Raw genomic sequence first — 23,752 nt, 5'->3', positions numbered from 1 at the left:
GGGCCCGCCGCAGACCCCGCAGGCGGGGGAGCCCGGCACCGCGGCAGGTGGGCAGAAGTGGTACCAGAAGTGGTGGTGGGCGCTGGCCATCGTGCCCGTGCTGATCCTGGTCGGCGCCGTGGTGGCCGCGGTGCTGTTCCAGCGGCGTCGGCGCGACGACCGGGAGCCGCTGGACCGGTTCGACGACCATGACGACTACGGCGGCGACTACGGCTCCGACTATGGCTCCGACTACGACGGCGACTACGACGGCGACTACGACGGCGGGCCCGAGGACCGCCGCCCGGCGAACGCCGAGTCGGACGAGGACTCCGACGACCGCACCTTCGCCTTCGGCGCCGTCGAGGGCGCGAGCCCGGCCTCGGTGCACACCGTGGACCAGCCGTACGTGCCGTTGAGCGCCTGGGCCATGCCCGCCGACGAGGACGCCGGGGCCACGTCGGCCGGCGACGTCCACGGGCAGGACCACGAGCACGACGACGAGCACGACCACGGACAGGGGCGCGGGGAAGGCCACCGGGCCGATCTGACGGAGGACCAGGACGACATCGACACCGGTCCCATCCGCATCGCCGACGAACGCGACCTCGAACGCGACCTCGAGGACGAACCGGACGTCGGCCCCGAGGACGTCGAGGGTGACGAGCCGCGCACGGAGTTCGCCGCGCACGGCGTCGCGGCGCCGGTGGGCCTTCGAGCGGGCGAACCGGACACGGCCGCTGCGGCGGCCGGGTGGGCACTCCCGGCCGACGTCGAGGACGGCTCCATGTCGCAGGCAGAGGCGGAACCGGTCAGCGGCCCGCCCAGCGGGCGGCACGCCGCCGTTCAGGTGGACGAACCCGCGCCGTCGCAGACGTCCCTGCGGCTGGCGCACGACGATCCCTACGGTGCGCCCCGCGGCTACCCGGTCAAGGCAGACACCAAGTCGGGCGTGTACTGGTTGCCTGGGAGCAGCCAGTACGAGCGCGCCGCCGCCGACATCTGGTTCGCCAGTGAGGAATTCGCGCTGACAAACGGCTTCGTGCGAGCCTGACCGCTCCGGGTTCCGTCGGGCTTCCGGCCGCCGCGGCGCGGCGGCCGGAAGCGCCGCTCAGATCTTGCGGATGACGGTGACGACCTTGCCCAGGATCGCGGCGTCGTTGCCGGGGATCGGGTCGAACGCCGGGTTGTGCGGCATCAGCCACACCTGACCACGGGTGCGCTTGAAGGTCTTGACCGTGGCCTCGCCGTCGATCATCGCCGCCACGATGTCGCCGTTGTCCGCGACGTTCTGCTGACGCACCACGACCCAGTCGCCGTCGCAGATCGCCGCGTCGATCATCGATTCGCCGACGACCTTCAGCAGGAACAGCGAGCCCTCGCCGACGAGTTCGCGCGGCAGCGGGAACACGTCCTCCACGGCCTGCTCGGCCAGAATGGGTCCGCCGGCGGCGATGCGTCCGAGCACCGGCACGAACGTGGGCTCCGGCAGGGCATCGGATCCGGCGACGTCGGTGGCCACGCTGGGAGTCCCGGTGGGGGTCACCACGTCGTCGGCGCCGCGCACGTCCACCGCGCGGGGGCGGTTGGGGTCGCGGCGCAGGTATCCCTTGCGCTCCAGCGTGCGTAGCTGATGGGCGACCGACGACGTCGAGGTCAACCCGACGGCGTCGCCGATCTCACGAATGCTGGGCGGATATCCGCGGGTGGTCACCGAGGTCCGGATGACCTCCAGGATGGTGCGCTGGCGCTCGGTCAGGCTCGTGTCGAGACCGCCCGCGCGACGTGCGTCGGAGCCGTCTCGCGTGTCGCTGCTGTCACTCATGTGGCCGAATCTAGTCGCCACCGCGGCGATAATCAAACATGTGTTCGACGCGTGTCGGCCCCGGATCGCGGCGCGGACGCGGGTGCGGGCGCGTTGGGAACGCGTCGGGAAGGCGGCGGGGGCGCGGGCGGCTGCCCGGCAGACCTGACGTGTCAGACCCCCTCGATATCGTCTGCAACGATTCGATCACGTGTTCTATACATCGAACACCTGAGCGAATATAGTTCGAACACAGGAGCGAACGAGGGTTCGCACGGTCGAGGTGAAAGGCACCGACATGACGATCATCACCCGCGAGTACCCCACCGACATCGTCGCGCGCCCCGTGCGCCGGGGACCGGCCCGTCGCACGGCCGCCCGACGCCGGCCGGCCGGCGCCCCGCTGCACTACCGCAGCCCGGGGGTGCTGACGTCGCGGGCCTCGCACCGTCGCAAGCCCATCACGCCGGCCACCACGGTGCTGCTGGCCCTGGTGGCCGCGGGCATCACGGTGTGGCTCGGTCTCGTCGCACAGTTCGGCGCCGCCAGCCAGACGCCGGAGACCATCCCCAACGAGCTGGCGGTCGTCCAGGTGCAGGCGGGGGAGTCGTTGCAACAGCTGGCCCAGCGCGTGGCCCCCGAGGCGCCCGTCGGTGCGGTGGTCGATCAGATCCGCGAACTCAACGAACTGCAGTCGGCGTCGCTGAATGCGGGCCAGACGCTCATCGCGCCGATTGGCTGAGCCTGCCATGCGCCGTGATACGTGCAGCCGCCCATCGGTACGCTCGTACCCGACCGGTACGTCAGGGCCGGCAGCCGGCGGCGAAGGAGCGGTTGTGCACTGTCCGTTCTGTCGTCACCCCGATTCCCGGGTGGTCGACTCACGCGAGACCGACGAGGGTCAGGCGATTCGGCGTCGGCGGTCGTGCCCCGAATGTGGCAAGCGTTTCACCACGGTGGAGATGGCGGTGTTGGCGGTCGTGAAGCGCAGCGGCGTCACCGAACCGTTCAGCCGCGAGAAGGTCGTCAAGGGGGTACGGCGCGCCTGTCAGGGCCGCGACGTCGACGACGATGCGCTCAACCTGCTCGCCCAACAGGTCGAGGACGCGGTGCGTGCCACCGGCTCCCCGGAGGTGCCGAGCAACGAGGTCGGGTTGGCCATCCTCGGCCCCCTGCGTGATCTCGACGAGGTGGCATACCTGCGATTCGCCTCGGTGTACCGCTCGTTCTCGTCGGCCGAGGACTTCGAGCGTGAGATCGAGGCGCTGCGGGCGCACCGGCACACCGCCTCCAGCTGAACGTCGCTCAGTCGACGCGCCGGACGCCGTCGTCGACGACGCGCCCGGCGACCTGCACCCACCCCTCGGCATCCCACCACGTATGCAGGCGCGAGCCCTTGCCCTGGGTGATGGTCAGGTCTCGGCTGAGATGGTCGGTGATGCGGACCGCAGCCGCTCCGGTGGCCTCGTCCTCGGGAATTCCGAAGGGCAGGGCGAACATTCGCGAGCGGATGGCTCCGGCGGCCTCGTCCGACCACGCCCACAGATAGTGCTCGACGTCGTCGCTGAAGTCGTCGGGGTCGGCGGCCAGTACGGCCTCGACCGATGCCATGTCGTGAATCACGAACTCCGGCGCCCAATCCGACCGCGCACGCACCGCCGTGACCACGCCGCCGGCCACCTCCACCTGCGACGTCTGCACGATGCCGGCGGGTACCTGCAGCGTGCGGACCGGCGTCCCGCGATCGGCGAGCCACCAGGACGCGCCGACCGTCGGATGCCCGGCGAACCCGAGTTCGGTCGTGGGCGTGAAGATGTGGGCCGAGGCGGTGGTCGACCCCGGGGCCGGGACGTCGACGAAGACGGTCTCGCTGTACCCCAGGTCGGTGGCGAGCCGCTGCCGATCGGCGGGCGCCACCAGGGCGGCGTCCACCACCCCGAGTGGATTGCCGTGGCTGCCGTCGTCGGCGGTGAAGACGCGAAGCACGTGGACGTCGATGGCCATGACACCGATCGTACGACGCACGGCGCGCGGCGTCGCCCGCCTGCGATCAGGCTCCGATCAGTCTCTAGGTGGCGCTGCGCTCGTCGGTGCCCATTGCGTCGAGCACGGCCAGCCGGGTGCCCGCGGGCCCGGTGATCGCGTCCTCGGCGGCGCCGGAGCGCAGCAGTTGGCGCAACGACTCCTGGTCGTACACGGCGGGTTCGGTGGCGTCGATGAACTTCTGCACCACCTCCACGAAGCGGTCGGGATCGTCGTGGAACGGGAAGTGGCCGGAGTCGTCGAAGATCTCGAGCGCCGACCCCGGCATCGCAGCGTGCGCCATGCGTGCGTGCTCCACCGGGATGACCGAGTCGTGCGAACCCCAGATCAGTTGGACGGGAACCGATTCGGTGAGATAACAGCGATCCAGCATGGTGACCACCTGACCGCGCCAGTCGACGACGGCGCGCAGGGTCCGCGCGAACGCCGACGACGCGGTGGGCTCGGGTAGGTCGGCGAGGATGCGCAGGACGTTGGGCAGGTCGCGCCCGACACCCTTCTTGCCGAGGACCAGACCGCCGAGCTTGCCTGCGTATTGGACGGCAGGCAGGACCAGCGGAAGCCGCAGCAACGCGAGCGCCTCGCTGCCCATCGGCAGCGAGGCCACGCGGAATGCCACGTTGACGTCCTTGGTCACGCCGCCGGCGCCCACCAGGATGAGGCGCTCGACGAGTTGCGGGAACTGGTAGGCGAACTGCATCGCGACACCGCCGCCCAGGGAGTGCCCGACGACGGTCACCCGCTCGATGTCGAGGACGCCGAGCAGGTCGCGCATCCCGTTCGCGTAGGCGGCCACCGAGTAGTCGGCGCGCGGCTTGTCGGACTTGCCGTGACCCAGCAGGTCGGGCGCGATCACGGTGAAGCGCTGCGCCAGCTTGGTCTGCACGGTGCTCCACGTGGTGGAGTTGTCCCCGATACCGTGGATCAGCAGGATCACCGGACCCGATCCGGCGACGCGGAAGGCTCGGCGGTACCCGTGGATGGTGCGGTACTGCAGCGTCGGGGTCACCTCACGCACCGATCGCAGGTTGGGCTTGCGGTCCGTCATGGCAACTCCTCACCGAGCACGGGGCGCGAGTCCTCGAGCCCGGTCAGGGGGCCGAGGTGCCGTCGTCCCCGTCGGGCGGCTCGTCACCGGCCTGTTCGGCGAGAAAACGCTCGAACTCGGCTCCCAGTTCGTCACCGCTCGGCAGATCCTCGTCACGGGTCAGCAAAGAACGATTCTCCTGTGCGGCGACGAACGAATCGTACTGTTGCTCCAGCGCCGTGACTACTTGAGCGACCTCGGCACTGTTTTCCACCTGCTCGTTGATCTTGGTCAGCACCTCGGCCCCCGCCTGACCGAGTTCGGCCAGCGGCAGCTGCAGACCACCCGAGCGGGCGACCTCGGCCAGGAGGGCTTCCGCGGCCGGCGGATAGTCGGTCTGCGCCAGGTAGTGCGGCACGTGCACGGTGAAGCCCATGGCCTCGTGACCGTGCTGCGTCATGCGGTACTCGAGCAGGTTGGACACGCTGCCGGGCACCTGCACCTCGCCGATCCACGGTTCGTGATCGGCGATCAGGTCCTTGTCGGCCGAGTGCGCGGTCATGGTCACCGGCCGGGTGTGCGGTACGGCCATGGGGATGGCGCCCAGCCCGATCACCCGACGCACGCCGAGACGCTCGGCGAGCAACCGCACGGCGGTGACGAATCGCTCCCAGCGCAGGTCGGGCTCCAGACCGGCCAGCAGCAGGAACGGCGTGCCGACGCTGTCGCGCAGCGCGTACAAGTTCAGCTCGGGCGTGTCGTAGTCGGTGAAGTGGTCGGTCTTGAAGGTCATGACGGGCCGCCGCGACCGGTAGTCGAGCAGCTCGTCGATGGCGAACGACGCGACGAGTTCGGTGTCGAGGGTGTTCTTGAGGTGGGTGGCGGCCAGCTTGATGGCGTGGCCCGCGTCGGAGAACCCCTCCAGGGCGTGCAGCAGCACCGGTCCGCTGCCGTCGGGGGACGACAGCTCGGGTGCCGGGAACTCCAGCTCGTACATGCCCGTGGGCTCGGGCTGGTAGCGCTGGCCGGACTCGGCGCGCGCAGCGTCGCGTTCGGGGGTGTGCCCGGGTTCGTGACCCGGGTTCGTGTCCGCCATGATGGCCTCCTCACCACGGTCGCCACCGCGGGCGGCGACGATCGTGCCGTCTAGTGTCGCGCACGTGGGGAGACTTGCCGCATCAGCCCCACTCAATCAGCCCAACGCGGGTCGACGTCCGCTGATTCCGCCTCGCCGTGCCGTGACCTCGCATTTCGGGCAAAATCGACGGGATGTGGAAACGTGTGACGGCGCTGGTGGCCGTGGGCGCCGTCACGGTGGCGTGCAGCACCGCCGTCGATCAGGCCCACGCGGTGGGAGTCACCGCGGTGCCCAGCACCGCCGCCCCCGCGGCAACCGCACCCAGCGCTGCGCCCGTGAACCCCGATCCGCGGGTCGGTGCGGTGTTCCTGGGCGGTGAGACCATGCACACCTGCTCGGGGTCCGTCCTCGATTCCACCACCCGCGACCTGATCCTGACGGCCGCGCACTGCGTGGCCGACGGCGCCGACACCTACTTCGAGCCGGGGTTCGACGACCAGGCCGGCAACGACGACGTCTGGCACGTCGACACCGTGTACCTGGATCCACGCTGGGTGCAGGATGCGAACCCGGTGGCCGACTTCGCGATCGCCCGCGTCAGCCGCGACGGCGGCGGGGCGGTGGAGGATGCCGCGGGTGGTGGCTTCCGGCTCGGCTCGGCCCCGACGCGGGGTACCGAGGTGACGCTGACCGGTTACGAGTTCGGTGTCGGCGGTGGCCCCATCGGCTGCCGTGCGCCGACGGCGGCCGCCGAGCGCGGGTTCCCGTCGCTGCCCTGCTCGGGACTGTCCGACGGCACCAGCGGGTCGCCGTGGGTGTCGGGGTCGACGATCATCGGACTCACCGGCGGCCTCGACGGGGGCGGCTGCGACGAGAGCGTCTCCTACTCGCCGCCGCTGGACGATGCGATCGTCGCGTTGCTGCACCGCGCCGAGGCGGGTGGGCCGGGGGACACCGCGCCGGCCGAGTTCGAGGACGACTGTTAGACCGGCCGCCGTGGTCGGGGGCGGGCTTCGTCCCCAGTCGCGCCTTCGTCCACAGCCGCCGGTCGCGACCGGCCGCACCGAGCCGCGGCGTCGGTCCGGCCTGACACGTTCGGGCCATGACGACCTTCCGTGATGCCGACTTCCACCTCACCCACCCCGGGGCGCTGATCGCCGCGCTGCCCGCGCTGCTGGGCTTCGTCCCCGAGTCCTCCCTCGTCGTGGTCACGCTCGCCTACGGCGAGCTGGGCAGCGTCGCCCGCGTCGACCTGTCGACGCTCTCGCAGGATCAACTCCGCGCGCTGGCCCGCACCGTCGCCGCCGGCGGGGCGGACGCGGTGATCGCGGTGTTCGTCGACGATGCCGGGCGCGATCACGCGGACGCCGCCGACGACCTCGCCGACGCCCTGGAGGAGCACCAGGTCGAGTTGTGGGCGACGCACGTCGTCGACAGCGTGGCCGCCGGGGGTCGCTGGCGATGCGCGGACGGGTGCGGTCGCGGCGGCGCGGTGGACGATCCGTCGGCGTCACCGCTGGCGGCGGCCGCCGTGCTCGACGGGCGCCAGCTCTACCGCCGTCGGTCCGACGTCGTGCGGCTCATCGAGATCGTCGACGAGGAACGCGCCGCCGCGCTGGGGGAGGTACTCGCCGCGTCACGTGGCCCCGGCTTCCATCCCAACGACGACGTCCATCCCAACGACGACGTCCATCCCAACGACGACGTCCATCCCAACGACGACGTCCATCCCAACGACGACGTCCATCCCGACGACGACTTCCATCCCGACGACGACGCGACGCGGGCGGACGCCGAGTTCGCGGTGGCCGCGGCGGTGGCGCTGGGCGAGGGGCGGCAGCCGTCGGACGTGGCCGTCACCAGGTTGACGACCGCGATGGCCGACGCCCGCGTGCGCGACATGCTCTACGCCTTGGCGGTGAGTGTGCTTGCGTCCGAGGCGGAGTCGCTGTGGTTGGTCCTGGCCCGGACGCTGCCGGAACCGTGGCGTGCGGAAGCGCTGGCACTGCTGGCCTTCTCGGCCTACGTGCGTGGCGACGGGCCGCTGGCAGGCATCTGCCTGGAGGCCGCACTCCAGGCGAACCCCACCCACACGATGGCGGCGATGCTCGACGAGGCGTTGCATCGGGGGATGCGGCCCGATCAGATCCGGGAGCTGGGGCACAGCGGATTTCGGGTGGCCGCGGCCCTGGGCGTGGCGTTGCCGCCGCGCCGGTCGACCGGGACGGTCAGACCTTCTCGACCTTGACGGCGTGCGCCATGTGGTGGGGCAGTTCGACCTGCTCGTGGCCCGGGATGACGATCATCACGCCACCGTGGTCGCTGACCTGCACGGTGACGCGGGCGTCGGGAACCACGCCGGCGTCCTTGAGGCGGCCGATCAGGACGGTGTCGCCCTGGACGTGCTCGGTGAGCTGGCGAACGCGTACCGCGATGGGGAACCCCGACGGCAGCTCGGTGAGGCGGACAAGGTCGACGTCGTCCGGATTGGCATGTGCGACACCGAGTTCGGCCAAACCTGGGATGGGATTGCCGAACGGCGACGTCGTCGGGTTGTCCAGCACCTGCACCAGGCGGCGTTCGACGTCCTCGCTCATGACGTGTTCCCAGCGGCACGCCTCGGCGTGGACTTCCTCCCACGGCAGCCCGATGACGTCGACGAGCAGGCGCTCGGCCAGCCGGTGCTTGCGCATCACGGACACCGCCAATGCGCGGCCCTTCTCGGTGAGTTCGAGGTGGCGGTCACCGGCGACGTGCAGCAGGCCGTCGCGCTCCATCCGCGAGACGGTTTGGCTGACGGTCGGACCACTCTGCTCGAGACGCTCGGCGATGCGCGCCCGCAAGGGCACCACGCCCTCTTCCTCGAGGTCGTAGATGGTACGCAGATACATCTCGGTGGTATCGATCAAATCGTTCATGGTGCCGCCCTCCGTCTCGGCAGAGTCTACCGGTCACGCCCGTCGATCTGAGGGCCATCCCGGCCGGGTGACGCCCGTGGGGCCCGCCGCGAAACGCGGCGGGCCCCACGGGGTGACAGACGTCGATTACCTAGCTGGCGTAGGAGCGCAGCCGCTCGGCGCGGTCGCCGTGGCGCAGCTTGGCCATGACCTCGCGCTCGATCTGGCGCACCCGCTCGCGCGACAGCCCGAACAGCTTCCCGATCTGGTCGAGCGTGCGCGGCTGGCCGTCGTCGAGGCCGAAGCGCAACCGGATGACCTGCTGCTCGCGCTCGTCGAGCGTCGCCAGCACGTGCCGGATGTCGGTGTGCAGCAGTTCCGAGATCACCGCGTTCTCGGCGGACATCGCCTCCGAGTCCTCGATGAAGTCACCGAGCGGAGCTTCCTCGTCGCTGCCGACGGGCATGTCGAGGCTCACCGGGTCCCGGCTGTGCTCGAGCAGGTCGGCGATCTTCTCGGCGGGGATGCCGGACTCCTCGGCCAGTTCCTCGTCGGTGGCCTCGCGACCGAGGTTCTGGTGCATCTCGCGCTTGATGCGGGCCAGCTTGTTCACCTGCTCGACGAGGTGCACGGGGAGGCGGATGGTGCGGCTCTGGTCGGCCATCCCGCGGGTGATCGCCTGCCGGATCCACCAGGTGGCGTACGTCGAGAACTTGAAGCCCTTGGTGTAGTCGAACTTCTCCATCGCGCGGATGAGGCCGAGGTTGCCCTCCTGGATGAGGTCCAGCAGTGGCATGCCGCGACCGGTGTAGCGCTTGGCCAGGGAGACCACCAGGCGCAGGTTCGCCTCCAGGAGGTGCCTGCGGGCGGCGTCGCCGTCGCGCACGACCGCCGCCAGTTCCCGCTTGCGGTTGTCGCCGAGCCGCTTCTTGGTGGCCAGCAGGTGCTGGGCGTACAGCCCCGCCTCGATGCGCTTGGCCAGCTCGACCTCGTCGGCGGCGGTGAGCAGAGCGGTCTTGCCGATGCCGTTCAGGTACACCCGGACGAGGTCGGCGGCTGGGCTCTGACTATCGAGATCGGACTCGATGCGGCTTGCGGTGGCTTGTGCCATGTGCGCCTCCTGCTCGGCTTGGAACTGTCATGAGCTACAACGTCGGACCAGTTCCAAGAGTTCCCAGCGGGCGCCGGTCTCACACCTCCTGACCTGCACTTTTTCGGCGACGATCTGAGAATCACCTGAGATTTGCGCTAGATTTCCCGGCATCAGGGAACGTCGCGGCCGAACTCCTCGAACGGCGGGCCGGGGAATCGCGGATCGCCGCCGGATCGCGGTTCGCCCGAGCCGCGCGGCTCGCCGCGAGCACCCTCGTCGCCACGCATCTCCAGGGCGGGACGCTCGGCGGTGGGGAAGAGCGGGATCTTGCGCCGCGACTCGTACCGGCGCGGTTCCTCGGCGCGGCGCGGCGGGCGATCGTTGGCGATGAGCACGGCGATCCAGGGCAGCGGGATGGACGCGACGAGGATGGCCAGCGAGATCAGGCCGTTGTGCCAGATGCCGTACGCGACCGCGGCCAAGATCAGGGCCGGGATGCGGAACGACATGATCTTGAGGTACTTGCGCACGCGTTCGCGATGCTGTTCCTCGTACGGCACCGCCGCTCGAGTGATCAGCACCGGCCGACCGTCATCGTCGAAACTCAGCTCCTGGCCGTGTTTCATACTCCTACTGTTCCACACCGCACCGAGGTGAAACCGTCCGGTGTATTACCGAAGTATTGCCAGGCACAATGGACCCATGCAGACCGACACCCTGGAGCGCACCGACACCGACGAACAGGTCGACGACGGGACCGACGACGACCGGCCCAAGGTCTTCCACTACGTCAAGAAGGACAAGATCGCCGAGAGCGCGGTCATGGGGACCCACGTGGTGGCACTGTGCGGCGAGGTCTTCCCGGTGACGCGGTCGGCGAAGCCGGGCTCGCCGGTGTGCCCGGACTGCAAGCGCATCTACGAGCAGCTCAAGAAGTAGGGCTCGGCCCGGGGGCGTCGTCGCGCGACCGCGGCTCGCGGGCCGCGTCGTCGGCGTTCTGAGAACCCTGGTCGTCCGCGGGATCCGTGGGATCTGCCCTGTCCTCGAACCACTCTCGCAACCGGCTCGCGTGGGTCTCGGGCGCCGGCCACTCCTCCTGGATGGCGGCGTTGAGTTCGGCGCCGATCATGATCGCGAAGCCGAGGAAGAACGCGAACAGCAGGAAGGCGATCGGCGTCGCCAACGCGCCGTACGTGTAGCCGGTGGCCGTGATCCAGGTCAGGTAGATGCGCAGACCGACGGTCGCCACCACGAACACCACCGCCGCCAGCACCGACCCGTAGATCAGGCGGTGCGTGGGCAGCGGTTCGGGCAGCGAGACCCGGTAGAGCACCAGCACCGCGAGCATCAGGGCCAAGAACAGCACGGGGTAGTAGCCGTAACGCAGGACCGAATCCCAGCTGTCGGGAATGTATTCGGCCACCTTGATGGGGCCCAGCGCCAGGAACGGTGCAGTGACGATGGTGCCCAGCAGCATGACGATGTACAGGCCCAGGGCGTAGAAGCGTTGCCGCACGGGATGTCTGAGTTCGGTCTGATCGTGTGCCTCGACGATGGAGTCCACGAACGCCGAGATGGCCGACGACCCCGCCCACAGGGAGATGACGAACCCCAGCGACACCACCTCGCCGCGCGCACCCGCGACGATGTCGTTGACCGTCGGCTCGATGATCTCGGAAACGACGTTGCGCGAGAACAGGTTGCCCGCCGTGCTGATCAACTGGTTCTCGATGGTGAGCAACGTGTTGGGGCCGAACAGCGGCGCCACGTAGGCGAGACTGCCCAGCAGCCCCAACAGCAGTGGGGGCAGTGACAGGGCGCACCAGAAGGCCGCTTGAGCCGACTCGGAGAAGATCGAGTCGTCCCAACTCTTCGCGAGGGCGCGCTTGAACACGCGCCAGAGATGATGCTTGGACGGCCGCGCCGGCGTGGACTGGTCACTCATGGCCAGACCAGCATTCCCGATGATCGGCGCGACCGCCCGCAGCCGCCGCGCGGGCGCGTCGGATCAGGCGTCGACCGGGCTCACCTCGATGACGGCCGCCAATTCCACCAGCTTCGCCTCGTGCTCGTTGGCGTGATGCTGGCAGAACAACAGCTCGGCACCCGACGGGAGCTTGGCCCTGACGCGAGCGGCGGCACCGCAACGGTCACAGCGATCAGCCCGGGTAAGTTCGGGACTGGTCAGAGTTGCGTTCATGACTCCTCCGATCTCGCGTAGTTCTCTACTGTGTCAGACGTTTGGGCGTTCGGCCTTGTTCCCTGGGCGTTCACCGGTGTGTCGTGTCTCACCTAGTACCCAGGTTGCGCCCCGCGCACACTGAGGCCATGGCCACATCTGCGGTCCCACCCGGACCGGAATCCCCGCCGACGCTGCTGCACCTGTGCACCGCGGCCGAATGGGACGACGCCCGGCGTGCCGGCCGGCGGACACCGCCGTCGCTCGACCAGAGCGGCTTCGTCCACCTGTCGACGCCGTCTCAGGTGCACCTACCGGCCAACCGGCTGTACGCCGACCGCACCGACATGGTGCTGCTGTGGTGCGATCCGGGACTCCTCGGCGCTCCGGTGCGCTGGGAACCCGGTGTTCCCGGGGACCCCGACGCCATGCTGTTCCCGCACCTGTACGGCCCGCTGCCGGCCGCGGCGGTCACCAAGGTCACGCCCTACGTCCCGGGCGCCGACCGTCGCTATCCGCCGCTCGAGCCCGCCTCCGACTCCGCCAGGTAGGCGTCGGCCTCGATCTCGATCAGCAGGTCCGGTGCGATGAGCGCCGACACCTCCACCATGGTCGCCGCGGGCCGGACGTCACCGAACGCCTCCCGGTGCGCCGCGGCCACCGCCTCCCACTGCGTGATGTCGGTGACGAACATCCGCGTCCGGACGACGTCGCCCAGCGTGGCACCGCAGTCGGCGAGGGCGGTTTCGATGCGGCGCAGGGCCTCGCGCGCTTGGGCTCCGACGTCGGGACCGGGGGCGGTGGTGCCCGACACGCACACCAGCGGACCGACCCGGACGGCCCGCGAGTATCCGACCGCGTCCTCCCACGACGCGCCCGACGACACCGTGATCCGGGCCGTCACGGGGCGGGGACCGCTTCGACGATGGCCAGCGGTCCCGCGGTGGGTATCACCCGCGTCACTCGAAAGCCCGCTCGCGCCAACAAGTCCGAGTACTCCGACGCCGTGCGTTCGCGGCCGCCGGCCTGCACCAGCATCTCGAGGTCCAGCAGCATGCCCGGGTGCGGTGCGGCCCCCTCGGGAAGCACCAGCTCCAGCAGTAGCACCGTGCCGCCGTCGGTGATCGCCGTGCGGACGTTGCGCAAGATGGTCAGCGCCTGGTCGTCGTCCCAATCGTGGATGACGGTCTTGAGAAGGTAGAGGTCGCCGCCGTCGGGGACCGACTCGAAGAACGAGCCCGCCGTGGACGTGTAGCGGTCGGAGACGCCTGCGGCGTCGAATTCGGCTCCGGCGCCGGCGATCACCGACGGTAGGTCGAACAGGACGCCGCGCGCCCGGGGCGCGGCGGCCAGCACGGCGGCCAGCAGCGCCCCGTGTCCGCCTCCGACGTCGACGACGAGCGAGCGGCCGGTGAAGTCGTAGAGCGGCACGGCCATGTCGATCGCCATGGCCGACACCCCGGTCATCGCGTCGTGGAACAGTGCCGCGTAGTCGGGCGTGCGCTCGAGATAGTCGAAGATCGGCGTACCGCGCAGGTGCTCGACCGCCGTGCGGCCGGTGCGGGCGCTGTGCAGCAGGCTGCCCCAGTGCTCCCAGTGGTCGGGGTGGCCGATCATCTCGATCATCGCCGCCATCGAACCGGGATGGTCGCGTCGCAGCGGCTGCCCGACGCGGGTCAGGGTGAAGCGGCCGTCGCGGCGCAGCGCGAGGACGCCGTTGGCCGCCAGCGCCCGCATGATGCGATACGTCGCCTGCGGGTCCGAACCGGCGTCGCGGGCGACGTCGGCGGCCGACCGCGGGCCGTCGCGGAGGGCGTCGGCGATGCCCAGCTTCACCGCGACGTAGAGCGCCTGGGTGAGCCAGGCGCCCTGCGCGATCTCGAGGAGCGCGACGTTGGCGGGTACGGCGGAGCGGGTGACGGTGGTCAGTGCCGAGCGCAGCCGGCCCACTGCCCGGATCACCGCTGCCGGCGGAAGAGTTCGTCCCATGATGCTCACGGTAGGTGAGCGATCTTGCACGGTTCTTGGACGACGCTTGGTGTCGTGCCTAGTCCAGGTAGTCGCGCAGCACCTGCGAGCGGCTGGGGTGACGCAGCTTGCTCATGGTCTTGCTCTCGATCTGGCGGATGCGCTCCCGGGTCACGCCGTAGACCTGGCCGATCTCGTCGAGCGTGCGCGGCTGGCCGTCGGTGAGGCCGAACCGCAGGCGCACCACGCCCGCCTCGCGCTCCGAGAGCGTCTCGAGCACCGACTGCAGCTGGTCCTGCAGCAGCGTGAAGCTCACCGCGTCGACGGCCACCACGGCCTCGGAGTCCTCGATGAAGTCGCCGAGCTGGCTGTCGCCCTCGTCGCCGATGGTCTGGTCCAGCGAGATGGGCTCACGCGCGTACTGCTGGATCTCCAGCACCTTCTCGGGCGTGATGTCCATTTCCTTGGCCAGCTCTTCGGGCGTGGGCTCGCGGCCCAGGTCCTGCAGCAGCTCGCGCTGGATGCGGCCGAGCTTGTTGATCACCTCGACCATGTGCACCGGGATGCGGATGGTGCGGGCCTGGTCGGCCATGGCGCGGGTGATGGCCTGGCGGATCCACCACGTGGCGTAGGTGGAGAACTTGTAGCCCTTGGTGTAGTCGAACTTCTCGACGGCGCGGATGAGACCGAGGTTGCCCTCCTGGATCAGGTCCAGGAACGCCATGCCGCGTCCGGTGTAGCGCTTGGCCAGCGAGACCACGAGACGCAGGTTGGCCTCGAGCAGGTGATTCTTGGCGCGGTCGCCGTCGCGGCAGATCCACGACATGTCGCGACGCTCGGTCGGCGTGAACTTCTCGCCCTTGGCGGCCTTCTCGGCCACCAGCTGGGTGGCGTACAGGCCGGCCTCGATGCGTTTGGCGAGTTCGACCTCTTCCTCGGCGTTGAGCAGCGCGACCTTGCCGATCTGCTTGAGGTAGGCGCGCACCGAGTCCGCCGACGCCGTGAGTTCGGCGTCCTTGCGTGCCTGCCGCAGCGCCTCGGATTCCTCTTCGTCCCAGACGAAGTCGCCGGAGGCCTTGTCCTTCTCGGTGGGCTCGGCGTGACCGTCGTCGGCGTTGGCCGCGGCTTTGGCGCCCTCGGCGGGTGCGGCCTTGGCGGTCTCGCCCTCGGCCTCCTCGTCGTCCTCGTCGTCGGAGACGTCGGCCTCGGTGTCGGCATCGTCGTCGTCGAGGTCCTCGAGTTCGATGTCGGTGTCGTCGACGTCGAGGTCGCCGGGCTCACCGTCGAGTTCGTCGGTGGTCTCGAGGCCTTCGGTGGCGTCGACGTCGTCGGGCTCGCCGGCCTTCTTGGCGCGCGGCGCCGCCTTCTTGGCGGCCTTCTTCGCCGGTGCCTTGGCTGCGGTCTTGGTGGCCCGTTTGGCCGGGGCCGCCTTCTTGGCAGGTGCCTTGGTCGCGGCCCGCTTCACGGGCTCGTCGGTGGTGGGCTCTGCCTTCGTCGCTGCCACGTGGCATCCCTTCGGTCTTACGGATCCGGGGGCGTGGGCGTGCGCCACCGCGGAGTGTCGGCTATCGAGTGTCGGCGTCTGCATCTGCTCGGATGCTCGCCGCCAGTCGTGTGCGGCCGCCGTCGACCATTGTAACGACAGAGTGTGCCCCTGCCCGCTTCGTGCGCCAAATCAACGCCCGCGTGGACCGGCGGCGACAGCCGCCCACGCGCGACCCCACCTGGACCGGGTCGGGGTTACCGACGGGTACGCGCCCGGGTGCGCACCCCGCGTCGTCGTCGGCGCGTACGGCGTGTCCCGCAGTCGGCGGCTCCGCCCTGCTTCGGTCTATACCACGTGCCGTCGTCCGGACCGACTGCCATGATTGTCCGGTGTCGGTCTTGGCCACTGGGCGCACGGCGGGTTCACAGGCGGTGTCCACGCTGCTCGCCGCCGCCACGTCGCGTCCGCGGGCGCTGGTGATCTCGGGTGAGGCGGGCATCGGGAAGACCACGCTCTGGTCGGCCGCGATCGCCCGTGCGCGCGACGCGGGATTCCAGGTGCTGTGGGCGCGCGCCGGAGAGGCCGAGTCGGTGCTGTCCTACGCGGCCGTGGCCGACCTGCTCACCCCCGTGGGTGACGACGTCTTCGACCGGTTGCCCGCGCTGCAGCGGCTGGCCGTGGACCGGGTGCTGTTGCGGGCGGGCGCCGACGGCGCGGTGACCGACCATCAGGTGACCGCGGCCGCGCTGCTGTCGATCGTGCGGCTGCTGTGCGAGCGATCGCCGGTCCTGCTGGCCGTGGACGACGTGCAGTGGCTGGATCCGTCGAGTCGGCTCGCGCTGGATCTGACGTGCCGGGAGGTGACGGGCCGCGTCGGCATCCTCGTGACCGCCCGCGCCGTGCGCCACGACGCCGCGGCCGCGGTGCCGTGGCTGACGCTGCCGCCGCCGGGTTCGGTGGAGCGGATGCGCCTCGGCGCCATGTCGGTGGGTGCGCTGCAGGAGATGGTGCGCGAGCGGCTGGGTCGTGCCCTGCCCAGGGCGACGATGTCGCGCATCGCCGAGGTGGCCGCCGGAAACCCTTTCTACGCCATGGAATTGGCGCGCGCCATCGAGACGGGTGACGGTCACGACGGCGCGTTGCCCGCGACGTTGGCCGATCTGGTGCGGTTGCGCACCGCGCACTTCGGCGAGCCCACGCTCGACGTCCTGTTGGCGGCCGCCTCGGTGTCCGATCCCACGGTGTCGCTGCTGGCTCAGGCCACCGGCGCGACCGTGCCGCAGGTGGTCGAACTGCTGCGGGCGCCGCTGCAGGAGGGCATCGTCGAGATCGACGGCGACCGCGTCCGCTTCACCCATCCGCTGCTGAGTCGGGGGGTGTACACGCAGGCGACGCCGGCGCGCAGGCGGCGCATGCACCGCACGCTGGCCGCCGTCGAGCGTCATCCCGAACTGCAGGCCCGGCACCTGGCCTTGGGAACGGCCAGTGCCGACGCGAACACGTTGGCCGTGTTGGACACTGCCGCGGAGACGGCCAGTGCCCGCGGCGCGTCGGCGGCGGCGGCGGAACTCGTCGAACTGGCCATGGGGCTGGGCGGGGACACCCCGGTGCGCCGGTTGCGCGCGGCGGGGTACCGGCTGCGGGCGGGCGACGCGCACGGCGCCCGCGACCTCGTCGCACCCGTGCTCGCGGGATCCGGCGCCGGTGAGCTGCGGGTGCCGGCGCTGGTCTTGGCGGCCAACGGCTGGATGTACGACTGCGAGTTCGACACCGCCATCGAGCTGCTGCACGCCGCCCGGCGCGAGGTGGGCGACGATCCGTCGACGTCGGCGCACGTCGAACTGGGGTTGGCGCTGGCGCTCGGCATGCAGGGGGCCTATGCCGAGGCGCTGCGCCACGCGGAGCCCGCGGTGGCGTACGCCGAGCGCGTCGGGGCGCCCGCGTTGATCAGCCAGGCCGTGGCCATGGCGGTCTCCCTGCAGTGCACGCTCGGCAAGGGGTGCGACGAAGCGGCGTTACGGCGCGCGCTCGACCTGGAGGACCCCGACGCCGACGTGCCCGCCCAGTTTCGAGCCCGCGCGGTACGGGCCGTCACCCAGGCGCTGGAGGGTCGCCTGGAAGAGGCGCGCGCCACGCTGTTCGAGATCCGGCGCTCGGCGCTCGAGCGCGGGTCGGACGCCGATCTGCTCTACGCCGTCGGGCATCTCGCGCTGACGAACAACTGGCTGGCCCGCTTCGACGAGGCCGGGGTGGTCGCCGAGGAGCTGCTGCGACGTGCCGAACGTCAGGGCGTCTACGCGGTCGCGACGGCTCGCATTCAGGTGGCGCTGTCGCTGGCCCACCGCGGTCGCGAGGCCGAGGCGCGGGAGCAGGTGGCGGCGGGCATGGCCGGTGCCGTCCAGTGCGGATCGCGCTTCGTCGAGCACTGGCACCGGTACGTGCGTGGCTTTCTCGAGGTGTCCAAAGGTGATTACGCGGCGGCGCTGGCCGTGCTGGAGCCGCTCGTCGACGGTTTCGATCCGAGCCGCGGCACCGAGATGTACACGAACCTGTTCCTACCGGATGCCATCGAGGCGCTCGTCGCGGTGGGACGGCTCGACGACGCGGAGCGGCTGGTGGCGCCGCTGGAACGCAACGGGGCGGCGATGCACCGGCCCTGGATGGCGGCCACCGGCGCCCGCGGCCGGGCGATGCTGCTGGCGGCGCGGGGAGACCTCGACGCCGCCGCGGATGCGGTGCAGGCGGCGCTGGCCGCACACGCGCTGCTGAGCATGCCGTTCGAACGCGCCCGTACGGAGTTGCTGTGCGGGCAGCTGGCGCGTCGCCGACGCCGTAAGCAGGTGGCGGCGACGGTGCTGGGTGGCGCCGTCGCGGCGTTCGAGTCGATGGGTGCGCCGCTGTGGGCCGAGCGGGCCAGGAACGAGCTGGCGCGCGTCACCGTGGCGCGCGGCGGCGAGTCGACGCTCACGCCGTCGGAGGCGAGCGTGGCGCGGTTGGCGGCCGGCGGCATGTCCAACCGCGACATCGCGGCGGCGCTGTTCATCAGCCCGAAGACGGTGGAGCACAACTTGAGCCGCGTCTACCGCAAGCTGGGGGTGCGTGCCAGGGCGGAACTGCCCGCTCACGAACGCGCGTGGCAGGCCTGAGCGTCGGGCACAGCCGGCCTTGACGGCGCGTCGGGCACAGCCGGCCTTGACGGCGCGTCGGGCACAGCCGGCCTTGACGGCGCGTCGGGCACAGCCGGCCTTGACGGCGCGTCGGGCTCAGCCGGCCTTGCCGGTACCCAGGTCGACGGCCTCGGCGGCCATGGCGGCCCCGACGATGCCCGCGGTGTTCTGCAGGGTCGCGGCCACCACGGGCGTCCGGTTCTCCAGCAGGGGGATCCACTTGTCGGCCTTGCGGCTGATGCCGCCGCCTGCGATGAACAGGTCCGGCCAGATGGCGTTCTCGATCGTGACGAGCACCTTGGTGACCTCCTTGGTCCAGCGCTCGTAGCTCCAGTCCTTGCGTTCCTTCACCGACGAGGCGGCGCGGTGCTCGGCCTCCTTGCCGTCGACCTCCAGATGGCCGAACTCGGTGTTGGGCAGCAGGACTCCGTTGTGGATCACGGCGGAGCCGATGCCGGTGCCGAAGGTGAGGAGCACGATCACCCCGGACTTGTCGCGGCCCGCGCCGAATTCCTCCTCGGCCATCCCGGCGGCGTCGGCGTCGTTGAGCACGGTGACGCTGCGGCCGTCGAGTTCGGCGGAGATGACCTCCCGCGCGTTGGTGCCGATCCAGCCCTTGTCGACGTTGGCGGCGGTGCGCACGATGCCGTCGGTGACCACGCCGGGATAGGTCACGCCGAGGCTGCCCGTCCACCCGAATTCGCGCACCACGGCGGCGACGGTCTTGGCGACGGCGTCCGGTGTCGAGGGCTGGGGGGTGGGAAGCTTGAACCGCTCGCCGATCAGCGCGCCGGTGTCGAGGTCGACGATGCCGCCCTTGACGCCGCTGCCACCGACGTCGACGCCGAAGCCGCGGTGCCCTGACGACGAGTCGGTGGTGCCGTCGGTGTCGGTCATGGGCACTCCTGTTTCGACGATCGGATGCTGCGACGCGAGTCACAACACTAGACGGTGGGATCGCGTGGCGTCGGGCTGGCGCGCAAGCGGATCGGGTTCTGTGCTGCGATGGACGGGTGACCGCCAACGACTCCGCGCCCGCCGCTCGTCAGCCCGCCGACACCACGGCCCTCGACGCCACGCCCGCCGCCCTGCGGGTCGTCGCCGAGGGCCTCGCCACCGACGCCGCCGACTACGTCCGACGCCGCCGGGCCGAGGTGTTCGGCGGACGGCCGGGGGCGGCGACGGCGGCGGGTCCCGCGGTGCGCACCAAGTCGACGCCGACCGATCCCGTGACGATCGTGGACACCGAGACGGAACGCTTCCTGCGTGAGCGGCTCGGCGAGCTGCGTCCCGGCGAGGCGGTGCTCGGCGAGGAGGAGGGCGGCGCGGTGCTGGGTGCACCCGGCCAGCCGCTGTGGGTGCTCGACCCGATCGACGGCACCGTGAACTTCGTCTACGGCGTCGAGGCGTACGCGGTGTCGGTGGGCGTGCAGATCGACGGGGTGTCGGTGGCGGGTGCGGTGGCCAACGTGCCGACCGGCGAGGTGTTCTCCGCGGCCCGCGGCCTCGGGGCTCGGGTGCGCCGCGGCGACGTCGTGGAGACGCTGCGGGTCGCCGATCTCGCCGACCTGTCGATGGCGCTGGTGGGCACGGGTTTCGCCTACGACCGGCGGCAGCGGCAGGAGCAGGCGCAGGTGCTGGCCCGGCTGGTCGGTGAGATCCGCGACGTCCGGCGCGTGGGGTCCTGCGCGCTGGACTTGTGCATGGTGGCCGCGGGCCGGTTGGACGCGTATTACGAGGACGGCGTGCACGTGTGGGACTGGGCCGCGGGCGCGCTGGTGGCCCAGGAGGCGGGGGCTGTCCTGGACCTCCCGCCGATCGACGGTGGCGAGTTGATCGTCGCGGCGGCGCCCGGGATCGCCGCGGACTTCGCGGCGGCGTTGCGTGCGGCGGGGGCGCCCGTCCGCTGACCGGATCCGGGCGCCGACGCGGTCAGCAGGTGCCGGAGTGGATCTTGGTGAGCAGCGCGGGGTCGGGCGGCTGGGTGGCGTCGGGTCGCAGGCTGGCGAGCATGGCGTCGATGTCGTCGCCACGGCTCAGTTCGCCGAACTCGGTGCCGATGGCCAGGTCGACGGTGTCGTCTTGACGCTGGTCCTGGTACAGCTCGGTGCAGGGGGCCACCAGCCAGACGGCGGCGGCTGCGGCCCTCCCGGACGGACCGAAGCGGATCTGGCCCTGGCACGTCAGCCGGGTCTGCGCGTAGACGGCGTCGTTGGCGGCCGTCGGCTGGGCGAAGCCCAGGTCGCGCAGCGCACCCGAGACCTCACCGGCCTGGCCGCCCTGGCCGCTGGCATTGAGGACGCGGATCTTGGTGTCGGCGAGCTTGGCGGGCATCACGTCGGTCATGGTGGCCGCAGGGACGCGCTCACCCAGTGACGGGGCGGGCCCGCCGCCCTCGGCGGGCGGGGGAGCGTTGCAGGCGACGGCCTCGGGGACGTCGGCGGGCTGGTTGAACGCGATGACCCAGGCGACCAGCGCCACGACGGCGAGCACCGCGAGGACGGCGAGCCCGGGCACGTAGTTGCGGCGCCGGAACGGCCTGCCGTGCTTGTCGAAGGCTGTTCCCTGGGTGATGTGCGCGACCACCCCTGCACCTTAGTGGGATGCCCGACGGCCGGTGCGATCGCGGAGCGGTGCCGATCGCCTGGTCGGCCCACTCGTGATGTAAATCACATCCCATCCGGGAGGGTTGCGGGCACGAATCATTTGGTGGATGCGTTCGACGCTGGTACAAAGCTCTGTCGCATGGTTACGGAGGGGAAGAGGTAAATGGCTACCGACTACGACGCCCCACGGCGCAGCGAGGCCGACGAGGTCTCCGAGGACTCCCTCGAGGAACTGAAGGCCCGGCGCAACGAAGCTCAGTCGGCCGCGGTCGACGTAGACGAAGGTGAGACCGCCGAATCGTTCGAACTACCCGGCGCGGACCTGTCCGGCGAAGAACTCTCGGTGCGGGTCATCCCCAAGCAGGCCGACGAATTCACGTGTTCGAGTTGTTTCCTGGTGCATCATCGCAGCCGTCTCGCCAGCGAGAAGAACGGCCAGCTGATCTGCACGGACTGCGCGGCCTGAGGCAGCGTCAGGACTCGCCGCGCAGTGCGGCGAGCAGTCGATCCGGATGTCGGGTGCTCACCAGCCAGTAGGGCGTGGGGTCGTCCGGGTCGTCGAGGACCACCAGGATCATGGGTCCGACCCACGCCCGGTGGACGACGAAGGCCGCGGGGTCGAGTTGACGTCCGAGCGCGGCGGACTTCGCGGTGCGGGGCACTTCGGCGCTGCGTGCGATCACGCCGACCGGCAGGTGCGCGGCTCCGGCCCAGAATTCCGTCTCGCCCGTGGCGTCGGTGACGACGCGGACGTCGACGCGGCCCAGCCACGTGATCGCCGCGGCGGTCACCAACCCCAGCACGACGTAGGGGATCCACGCGGGGATGGCCGACACGCCGAGGGTGACCTCGAAGGCGATGATCGCTGCGACGCCGAGCCCGGGCAGCCACCACCACCACGGCACCCGCAGCCGCTCGCGGTAGCGCACGGTTTCGGTGGCCGAACGAGTCTCTGACACGCGGCCAAGAGTAATCTCGTGCATCGTGTCCACCTCTCTGGCGGTCGTCCGCCTCGACCGCGGGCTCCCGATGCCCGCTCGCGCGCACGACGGCGACGCGGGCGTCGACCTCTACAGCGCGTCCGACGTCGAGCTGGCACCGGGCCGGCGCGCCCTGGTGGGCACCGGCATCGCGGTGGCGATTCCCCACGGCATGGTCGGGCTGATTCATCCCCGCTCGGGATTGGCTGCGCGGGTGGGACTTTCGATCGTCAACGCACCCGGGACCATCGATGCGGGTTACCGTGGCGAGATCAAGGTGTCGCTCGTCAACACCGATCCCGACCAGCCCATCGACATCCGGCGCGGTGATCGCATCGCGCAGTTGCTGGTGCAACGGGTGGAATTGCCCGAACTCGTCGAGGTCAGCTCGTTCGACGAGGCAGGGTTGGCACAGACAAGCCGTGGTGCGGGCGGCCACGGATCCTCCGGCGGACACGAGAGTTTGTGATGGCACTGGGTAGACGCAAGGGACGCGGCGGCGACGAGGGGTCGCAGGAGCCGGACGTGGCGCGGGTGGACGACGCGGGACGGACGGTCGACGCCACCGGGGGCACCGCTGCCGCCGGTGACCCCGCTGGCGCTGCCGCCGGTGACGCTGCCGTCGAGGACGGACCCTTCGACATCGACGACTTCGACGATCCCGTCGTGGCCGCGGTGGGTCGTCACGACCTCGGCGCGGTCCTCATTCCGGAGAACGAGTCGGGCGAATTGGTCTTCGAGGTGAACCAGCAGGGTGCGCCGACGGCGGTGTGGATGGTCACCCCCAGCGGGCGGTACAACGTCACGGCGTGGGCCGCGCCGAAGACCGGGGGGCTGTGGCGCGAGATCGTCACCGAGATCGCCGACTCGCTGCGCAAGGACAACGCGACGGTGAGCATCGAGGACGGGCCGTGGGGCCGTGAGGTCGTGGGTCTGGTGACGAACGGCCCGGAGCCCGTCGTGATGCGCTTCGTCGGGGTCGACGGCTACCGCTGGATGGTGCGCGGTGCGGCCATCAGCCCGCCGCAGTTGGCCGACGCGATGGCTGCTGAGGTGCGAAAGGCGTTGGCCGACACCGTCATCCGTCGTGGCGATACGCCGCAGCCGGTGCGTGCGATGCTGCCGCTGCAACTGTCGGAGACGCTGGTGAACCGGCTGCGTGCCCGTGCACAGCAGATGGCCGCCGAGCAGGCGGCGCAGCAGCAGGCGGTCCAGCAGCCCGCCCAGCAGCAGGTGGCGCCACCCGCTCAGGCGGCCGCCCGGCGCAGTGAGCAGGGTTCGGCGATGCAGCAATTGCGCACCATCACCGGCGGCTGAGGGCGCTGCCGCCCTCGGCGTCGTCCTGCGCCCCGGCGAGCAGCAGGGCGTCCACGCACGCTGCGCCCAGGACGCGGGGGTCGGCGCCCATCTCGGCGAGCGTGACGGTCCGGACCGCCGCCCGCGGC

Annotated in this window: 26 protein-coding genes and 1 pseudogene; 12 read left to right on the top strand and 15 right to left on the bottom strand. The window is 70.7% G+C overall.

Going from position 1 to position 23,752, the window contains the following annotated elements:
- Window positions 1-1,033 (top strand): sunset domain-containing protein (locus tag AC30CM_RS24195; RefSeq protein ID WP_490119459.1); only part of this gene is annotated, 1,033 nt, incomplete at its 5' end.
- A 57-nt stretch (window positions 1,034-1,090) separates the two neighbouring features.
- Here AC30CM_RS24195 and lexA read toward each other — a convergent pair.
- The gene (gene lexA, locus AC30CM_RS24190; RefSeq protein ID WP_490119458.1) at window positions 1,091-1,804 is read right to left on the bottom strand and encodes a transcriptional repressor LexA; all 714 of its coding nucleotides are present in this window, start codon (window positions 1,802-1,804) and stop codon (window positions 1,091-1,093) included.
- A gap of 277 nt (window positions 1,805-2,081) precedes the next feature.
- Here lexA and AC30CM_RS24185 point away from each other — a divergent pair, with 277 nt between their 5' ends.
- Together AC30CM_RS24185 and nrdR are read left to right on the top strand one after the other, a co-directional pair.
- The gene (locus AC30CM_RS24185; protein ID WP_490119457.1) at window positions 2,082-2,525 is read left to right on the top strand and encodes a LysM peptidoglycan-binding domain-containing protein; all 444 of its coding nucleotides are present in this window, start codon (window positions 2,082-2,084) and stop codon (window positions 2,523-2,525) included.
- Between the two features lie 94 nt (window positions 2,526-2,619).
- Window positions 2,620-3,081, top strand: coding sequence for a transcriptional regulator NrdR (gene nrdR, locus AC30CM_RS24180; RefSeq protein WP_490119456.1), 462 nt, complete (start codon window positions 2,620-2,622; stop codon window positions 3,079-3,081).
- Between the two features lie 7 nt (window positions 3,082-3,088).
- Here the strand turns inward: nrdR and AC30CM_RS24175 are convergent, their stop codons facing one another.
- The 3 genes from AC30CM_RS24175 to AC30CM_RS24165 form a co-directional block, all read right to left on the bottom strand.
- On the bottom strand, window positions 3,089-3,787 hold the full coding sequence (locus AC30CM_RS24175) for a PhzF family phenazine biosynthesis protein (RefSeq protein ID WP_490119455.1): 699 nt from the start codon (window positions 3,785-3,787) through the stop codon (window positions 3,089-3,091).
- Between the two features lie 64 nt (window positions 3,788-3,851).
- Window positions 3,852-4,874, bottom strand: a complete 1,023-nt coding sequence (locus AC30CM_RS24170; protein ID WP_490119454.1) for an alpha/beta fold hydrolase — start codon at window positions 4,872-4,874, stop codon at window positions 3,852-3,854.
- A gap of 43 nt (window positions 4,875-4,917) precedes the next feature.
- Entirely contained in the window at window positions 4,918-5,949 is a 1,032-nt protein-coding gene (locus tag AC30CM_RS24165; protein WP_490119453.1) for a proteasome assembly chaperone family protein, read from the bottom strand.
- A gap of 173 nt (window positions 5,950-6,122) precedes the next feature.
- Here AC30CM_RS24165 and AC30CM_RS24160 point away from each other — a divergent pair, with 173 nt between their 5' ends.
- Together AC30CM_RS24160 and AC30CM_RS24155 are read left to right on the top strand one after the other, a co-directional pair.
- Entirely contained in the window at window positions 6,123-6,917 is a 795-nt protein-coding gene (locus tag AC30CM_RS24160; RefSeq protein WP_490119452.1) for a trypsin-like serine peptidase, read from the top strand.
- Window positions 6,918-7,033: 116 nt separating this feature from the next.
- Window positions 7,034-8,179: a DUF4192 domain-containing protein gene (locus AC30CM_RS24155; protein WP_490119451.1), complete on the top strand. Its 1,146-nt coding sequence runs from the start codon at window positions 7,034-7,036 to the stop codon at window positions 8,177-8,179.
- On the opposite strand, the gene AC30CM_RS24150 is transcribed toward AC30CM_RS24155, so the two are convergent.
- From AC30CM_RS24150 to AC30CM_RS24140, 3 genes and pseudogenes are all read right to left on the bottom strand, one after another.
- Window positions 8,160-8,849 carry an iron-dependent transcriptional repressor DtxR gene (locus AC30CM_RS24150; protein WP_490119450.1) on the bottom strand — a complete coding sequence of 230 codons (690 nt, stop codon included), beginning with the start codon at window positions 8,847-8,849 and terminating at the stop codon, window positions 8,160-8,162. The two genes, AC30CM_RS24155 and AC30CM_RS24150, sit on opposite strands and share 20 nt — an antisense overlap.
- A gap of 130 nt (window positions 8,850-8,979) precedes the next feature.
- Window positions 8,980-9,954: pseudogene (locus AC30CM_RS24145) on the bottom strand (sigma-70 family RNA polymerase sigma factor); the annotation flags it as partial.
- Window positions 9,955-10,091: 137 nt separating this feature from the next.
- Window positions 10,092-10,547, bottom strand: a complete 456-nt coding sequence (locus AC30CM_RS24140) for a DUF3099 domain-containing protein (protein WP_490119449.1) — start codon at window positions 10,545-10,547, stop codon at window positions 10,092-10,094.
- A 76-nt stretch (window positions 10,548-10,623) separates the two neighbouring features.
- Here AC30CM_RS24140 and AC30CM_RS24135 point away from each other — a divergent pair, with 76 nt between their 5' ends.
- The gene (locus tag AC30CM_RS24135; RefSeq protein ID WP_490119448.1) at window positions 10,624-10,860 is read left to right on the top strand and encodes a DUF3039 domain-containing protein; all 237 of its coding nucleotides are present in this window, start codon (window positions 10,624-10,626) and stop codon (window positions 10,858-10,860) included.
- On the opposite strand, the gene AC30CM_RS24130 is transcribed toward AC30CM_RS24135, so the two are convergent.
- A complete protein-coding gene (locus tag AC30CM_RS24130; protein WP_490119447.1) occupies window positions 10,850-11,866 on the bottom strand; it encodes a YihY/virulence factor BrkB family protein in 1,017 nt (338 codons plus the stop codon). The two genes, AC30CM_RS24135 and AC30CM_RS24130, sit on opposite strands and share 11 nt — an antisense overlap.
- Window positions 11,867-11,929: 63 nt before the next feature.
- Window positions 11,930-12,121 (bottom strand): DUF7455 domain-containing protein, encoded by a 192-nt coding sequence (locus AC30CM_RS24125; protein WP_241399511.1) that lies wholly within the window; start codon window positions 12,119-12,121, stop codon window positions 11,930-11,932.
- Window positions 12,122-12,249: 128 nt separating this feature from the next.
- On the opposite strand from AC30CM_RS24125, the gene AC30CM_RS24120 reads away from it, so the two are divergent.
- A complete protein-coding gene (locus tag AC30CM_RS24120) occupies window positions 12,250-12,651 on the top strand; it encodes a DUF952 domain-containing protein (protein WP_490119446.1) in 402 nt (133 codons plus the stop codon).
- Here the strand turns inward: AC30CM_RS24120 and AC30CM_RS24115 are convergent.
- From AC30CM_RS24115 to AC30CM_RS24105, 3 genes are read right to left on the bottom strand one after another with little or no spacing between them, the layout of a single operon-like run.
- On the bottom strand, window positions 12,612-13,004 hold the full coding sequence (locus AC30CM_RS24115) for a RidA family protein (protein WP_490119445.1): 393 nt from the start codon (window positions 13,002-13,004) through the stop codon (window positions 12,612-12,614). The two genes, AC30CM_RS24120 and AC30CM_RS24115, sit on opposite strands and share 40 nt — an antisense overlap.
- On the bottom strand, window positions 13,001-14,089 hold the full coding sequence (locus AC30CM_RS24110) for a methyltransferase (protein WP_490119444.1): 1,089 nt from the start codon (window positions 14,087-14,089) through the stop codon (window positions 13,001-13,003). Before AC30CM_RS24110 ends, AC30CM_RS24115 begins: the two co-directional genes overlap by 4 nt.
- Before the next feature lie 58 nt (window positions 14,090-14,147).
- A complete protein-coding gene (locus tag AC30CM_RS24105) occupies window positions 14,148-15,656 on the bottom strand; it encodes an RNA polymerase sigma factor (RefSeq protein WP_490119443.1) in 1,509 nt (502 codons plus the stop codon).
- Window positions 15,657-15,943: 287 nt separating this feature from the next.
- Here AC30CM_RS24105 and AC30CM_RS24100 point away from each other — a divergent pair, with 287 nt between their 5' ends.
- Window positions 15,944-18,700, top strand: a complete 2,757-nt coding sequence (locus AC30CM_RS24100) for an ATP-binding protein (protein ID WP_490119442.1) — start codon at window positions 15,944-15,946, stop codon at window positions 18,698-18,700.
- Window positions 18,701-18,817: 117 nt separating this feature from the next.
- Here the strand turns inward: AC30CM_RS24100 and ppgK are convergent, their stop codons facing one another.
- Window positions 18,818-19,618: a polyphosphate--glucose phosphotransferase gene (ppgK, locus tag AC30CM_RS24095; RefSeq protein ID WP_490119441.1), complete on the bottom strand. Its 801-nt coding sequence runs from the start codon at window positions 19,616-19,618 to the stop codon at window positions 18,818-18,820.
- Between the two features lie 116 nt (window positions 19,619-19,734).
- Here ppgK and AC30CM_RS24090 point away from each other — a divergent pair, with 116 nt between their 5' ends.
- The gene (locus AC30CM_RS24090; protein ID WP_490119440.1) at window positions 19,735-20,631 is read left to right on the top strand and encodes an inositol monophosphatase family protein; all 897 of its coding nucleotides are present in this window, start codon (window positions 19,735-19,737) and stop codon (window positions 20,629-20,631) included.
- 22 nt (window positions 20,632-20,653) lie between these two features.
- On the opposite strand, the gene cei is transcribed toward AC30CM_RS24090, so the two are convergent.
- On the bottom strand, window positions 20,654-21,307 hold the full coding sequence (gene cei / locus AC30CM_RS24085) for an envelope integrity protein Cei (protein ID WP_490119439.1): 654 nt from the start codon (window positions 21,305-21,307) through the stop codon (window positions 20,654-20,656).
- A gap of 183 nt (window positions 21,308-21,490) precedes the next feature.
- Here cei and AC30CM_RS24080 point away from each other — a divergent pair, with 183 nt between their 5' ends.
- Window positions 21,491-21,793, top strand: a complete 303-nt coding sequence (locus AC30CM_RS24080; RefSeq protein ID WP_490119438.1) for a DUF4193 domain-containing protein — start codon at window positions 21,491-21,493, stop codon at window positions 21,791-21,793.
- Between the two features lie 7 nt (window positions 21,794-21,800).
- On the opposite strand, the gene AC30CM_RS24075 is transcribed toward AC30CM_RS24080, so the two are convergent.
- Window positions 21,801-22,286 (bottom strand): DUF3093 domain-containing protein, encoded by a 486-nt coding sequence (locus AC30CM_RS24075; RefSeq protein WP_490119437.1) that lies wholly within the window; start codon window positions 22,284-22,286, stop codon window positions 21,801-21,803.
- A gap of 25 nt (window positions 22,287-22,311) precedes the next feature.
- Between AC30CM_RS24075 and dut the strand changes: the two genes are divergently transcribed.
- On the top strand, window positions 22,312-22,776 hold the full coding sequence (gene dut, locus AC30CM_RS24070; protein ID WP_490119436.1) for a dUTP diphosphatase: 465 nt from the start codon (window positions 22,312-22,314) through the stop codon (window positions 22,774-22,776).
- On the top strand, window positions 22,776-23,624 hold the full coding sequence (locus AC30CM_RS24065) for a DUF3710 domain-containing protein (protein ID WP_490119435.1): 849 nt from the start codon (window positions 22,776-22,778) through the stop codon (window positions 23,622-23,624). The genes dut and AC30CM_RS24065 overlap by 1 nt, the downstream gene beginning before the upstream one ends.
- Window positions 23,625-23,752: the final 128 nt, after the last annotated feature.

This window comes from Mycobacterium sp. DHQP2018-32-09 (genome assembly GCF_058148405.1).
This window is presented reverse-complemented; position numbering and strand designations above follow the sequence as displayed.